Annotated in this window: 4 protein-coding genes; all 4 read left to right on the forward strand. The window is 62.7% G+C overall.

The annotated features are described in order from the left end of the window. The first annotated feature begins 190 nt into the window (after nucleotides 1–190). A complete protein-coding gene (locus tag EN991_RS26095) occupies nucleotides 191–1,408 on the forward strand; it encodes a urate hydroxylase PuuD (protein WP_064992893.1) in 1,218 nt (405 codons plus the stop codon). Nucleotide 1,409: 1 nt separating this feature from the next. After that, entirely contained in the window at nucleotides 1,410–2,726 is a 1,317-nt protein-coding gene (gene guaD / locus EN991_RS26100) for a guanine deaminase (RefSeq protein ID WP_063169826.1), read from the forward strand. A gap of 193 nt (nucleotides 2,727–2,919) precedes the next feature. Next, a complete protein-coding gene (locus tag EN991_RS26105) occupies nucleotides 2,920–3,423 on the forward strand; it encodes a heme-degrading domain-containing protein (RefSeq protein ID WP_064992895.1) in 504 nt (167 codons plus the stop codon). Further along, nucleotides 3,420–4,034 (forward strand): DUF4147 domain-containing protein (locus tag EN991_RS26110; RefSeq protein WP_127369849.1); only part of this gene is annotated, 615 nt, incomplete at its 3' end. The genes EN991_RS26105 and EN991_RS26110, both read left to right, overlap by 4 nt.

Here is a 4,034-nt window from a genome sequence, read left to right on the forward strand (position 1 = left end):
GACAGATTGCCGAGTTCAACGACGCGAACGAAGACGGCGATGTTGTCGAGATAGGCCATGCGGAGCACCTTCGCCGGTTTGCAGGATCAACCTAGTATTTTCCATTTTTTTTTGAAAGTCCTCGTGCGTCGCGCCTCTTTCCGTTTGCGCTCCAGCCCGTAAAGTCACCCAATCGGCAGGGACGAGTTCAATGATGGATTTCGCGATTTTCTGGGACTGGCTGAGCTTCGCCGTGCGCTGGCTGCATGTCGTCACCGGCATCGCCTGGATCGGCTCGTCGTTCTATTTCGTCGCGCTTGATCTCGGCCTGCGCCAGCGTCCCGGCATGCCCGTCGGCGCCTTCGGCGAGGAATGGCAGGTGCATGGCGGCGGCTTTTATCACATCCAGAAATATCTGGTGGCGCCGGCCGAAATGCCGGAACACCTGACCTGGTTCAAATGGGAATCCTACGCCACCTGGCTTTCCGGCTTCGCCATGCTGTGCGTCGTCTATTATGCCGGAGCCGATCTGTTCCTGATCGATCCGAACGTGCTGCCGATGTCGGTGCCGGTCGGTATCCTGCTGTCGCTGGCAACGATCGGCGTAGGCTGGGTGGTCTACGATCTGCTGTGCCGCTCGCCGCTGGGCAAAAGCGACACCGGCCTGATGCTGGTGCTCTATTGTGTGCTGGTGTTCATCGCCTGGGGGCTGACGCATCTGTTCACCGGCCGCGCCGCCTTCCTGCATCTGGGCGCCATTACCGCCACGATCATGTCGGCCAACGTCTTCATGGTCATCATCCCCAACCAGAAGATCGTCGTCGCCGACCTCATCGCCGGCCGCAAGCCCGACCCGAAATACGGCAAGATCGCCAAGCAGCGCTCGCTCCATAACAATTACCTGACGCTGCCGGTCCTGTTCCTGATGCTGTCGAACCACTATCCGCTGGCGTTCGGCACTGAGTTCAACTGGGTCATCGCCTCGCTGGTGTTCATCATCGGCGTGCTGATCCGGCACTATTTCAACTCGGTCCATGCGCGCAAGGGCAATCCGACCTGGACCTGGATGGCGGCACTCGTCCTGTTCATCGTCATCATTTGGCTGTCGACCGCGCCGAAGGTGCTGACCGGCGAACCCAAGGAATCCGCGTCGGCGCAAATCTATGTCGCTTCAGCGCATTTCCCGGCAGTGCGCGACACCGTGCTCGGCCGCTGTTCGATGTGCCACGCGGCGGAGCCGGTGTATGAGGGCATCTATCATGCGCCCAAGGGCGTGATGCTCGACACCGATGCCGACATCGCCAACCACGCCCGCGAAATCTATCTGCAGGCCGGCCGCAGCCACGCCATGCCGCCCGCCAACGTCTCTCAGATCACCGACAAGGAACGGGCGCTGCTGATGGCCTGGTTCGAAGGCGCAGGGAAATAGCATGAATTCGACACTTCTGCGCGGCCGCACGCTGTCCTTTGTGCGCTGGCCGCAAACTCTCGAAGACCATTCCGCCTGGCGCTACGAGGAGGATGGCGGACTGCTGATCCGTGACGGCAGGATCGTCGCCGCGGGTAGTTATGCCGATGTTGAAAAGCAAGCCGACGAAACGGTGAAAAGGATTGACCACCGGCCGCATCTGCTGCTGCCCGGCTTCATAGATGCCCATGCGCATTTTCCGCAGATGCAGATCATCGCCTCCTACGGCGCCGAACTGCTCGACTGGCTGAACACCTACACTTTTCCGGAAGAAACGAAGTTCGCCAACGCCCAGCACGGCCGCCGCATCGCGCGGCTGTTCCTCGACGAAATGGTGCGCCACGGCACCACGACGGTCGCCGCCTACTGCTCGGTGCACAAGGCCTCGGCCGAAGCCTTCTTCGCAGAATCGCATGACCGCAACATGCTCAACATCGCCGGCAAGGTGATGATGGATCGCAATGCGCCCGACGGCGTGCTCGACACCCCGCAATCCGGCTATGACGACACAAAGGCGCTGATCAAGGAGTGGCACGGCAAGGGCCGCCAGCACTACGCCATCACGCCGCGCTTCGCCATCACCTCGTCGCCGGAGCAGATGGAGATGGCGGGCGTGTTGTGCCGCGAACATCCCGGCCTGCACATGCAGACGCATCTGTCGGAAAACCACGCCGAGATCGCTTTCACGCAGGAACTCTACCCGTGGGCGCGCGACTACACCGACGTCTACGAGCATTACGGGCTGTTAGGCAAAAAGAGCCTGTTCGGCCACTGCATCCATTTGTCGGAGCGCGAAGCGGATGCGCTTTCGGACTCGGGCTCGGTGGCGGTGTTCTGCCCGACCTCGAACCTTTTCCTCGGCTCCGGCCTCTTCGATTATCAGCGCTTTCGCCGACGCGACAAGCCGATCCGCATCGCCGCCGCCACCGATGTCGGCGGCGGCACCAACTACTCCATGCTGCGCACCATGGACGAAGGCTACAAGGTGATCGCGCTGAATGGCGAAAAGCTCAACCCGTTCCAGTCCTTCTGGCAGACGACGCGCGGCAATGCCGAGGCGCTGTCGGTGGTGGAAAAGATAGGCACGCTGGACGCGGGCACCGACGCCGACATCGTCGTGCTGGACGCCAGGGCAACGCCGGGAATGCGACTCAGGATGGAGACGGTCGAGACGCTGGCGCAGGAACTCTTTCTCCTGCAGACGCTGGGCGACGACCGCTCCGTCCGCGAAGTTTATGTGGCGGGGCGGCCAGCCAAGGCTGACATGAGCGCGGGGTAAGACCCCCTCACCCGGATTGCCAACCGAATTGCGAAGGCAATTCGGGGCAATCCGGCCTCTCCCCGAGGGGAGAGGAGGAAGCCGAGGCCCGTGCTCGTCTCTTCTCCCCTCGGGAGAAGGTGGCCACGCCACGGAAGCTTGACCGAGCGGAGCTTGTCGTACACACGACGTGTGACGATTTCGGAGAAAGAAAATGGCCGTTGCTGACGACATCGCTCTGATCAAGAGACAGGAAGAGACCCTTGTCTTCGCGACCTTCGACGAGGCCGTCGCTTTCAAAATCGGCTCCGCCATTCGCGATCGTGCAATCGCCGAAGATCTACCCATCATAGTCGACATCAGGCTGTGGGACCGGCCGCTGTTCTACGCCGCGCTGCCGGGCTCGAACGCTTCCAATCCCGACTGGGCGCGGCGCAAGATCAATGTGGTCAAACGGTTCCTGAGAAGCACCTATCGCATGGTGTTGGAACAGCAGCGCCCCGACCGCACCTTCAAGATTGGTGAAGGGCTGGATATTGCCGACTACGTGCTGGCCGGCGGTGGCTTTCCGGTGACCGCCAAGGGCACCGGCGTCATTGGCGTCATCGCCGTTTCCGGACTGCCCGAGCGCGAGGATCACGGCGTCGTCGTCGATGCGCTGTGCGATCATTTGGGCGTCGACAAGCGCGGCTTGGCATTGCCTCGGGAAGCCGAATGACCGTGCTCGACCCCAAATCGTTCCTCGTCTCCATCTTCAACGCCGCCGTCGCCGCCGCCGATCCGGAACGAACCATCAGGGATCATCTGCCGGCCAAGCCCAAGGGCCGTACCATCGTCATCGGCGCGGGCAAAGGCTCGGCGCAAATGGCGGCAGCCTTCGAGAAAGTGTGGGACGCCCCCATCGAAGGGCTGGTCGTCACCCGCTATGGCTATGGCGCGACCTGCGAGCGCATCGAGATCATCGAGGCGGCGCACCCGGTGCCGGACGCTGCCGGCCTTGAAGCCTCGCGCCGGCTGCTGGCGAAGGTGCAAGGGCTGACGGCGGACGATCTGGTGGTGGCGCTGGTTTCCGGCGGCGGCTCGGCGCTGTTGCCGTCGCCGGCCGGCAGCTTGACGCTGGCCGACGAGATCGCCGTCAATGAGGCGCTGCTCGCCTCGGGTGCGCCGATCGCGGCGATGAACACTATCCGCAAGCACCTTTCCACCATCAAGGGCGGCAGGCTGGCGGCGGCCGCATGGCCGGCCAGGGTGGTGTCGCTGATCGTCTCCGATATTCCCGGCGATAATCCGGCAATGGTCGCCTCCGGCCCAACCGTACCGGATACAGGC

It is taken from the genome of Mesorhizobium sp. M7A.F.Ca.US.005.03.2.1, assembly GCF_003997795.1.
GTDB lineage: Bacteria > Pseudomonadota > Alphaproteobacteria > Rhizobiales > Rhizobiaceae > Mesorhizobium > Mesorhizobium ciceri.

Bases quoted from the DNA above. Each gene is read 5' to 3' on its own strand.
- EN991_RS26095 (WP_064992893.1), top strand. From the start codon at position 191: ATGATGGATTTCGCGATTTTCTGGGACTGGCTGAGCTTCGCCGTGCGC.
- EN991_RS26105 (WP_064992895.1), top strand. From the start codon at position 2,920: ATGGCCGTTGCTGACGACATCGCTCTGATCAAGAGACAGGAAGAGACC.
- guaD (WP_063169826.1), top strand. From the start codon at position 1,410: ATGAATTCGACACTTCTGCGCGGCCGCACGCTGTCCTTTGTGCGCTGG.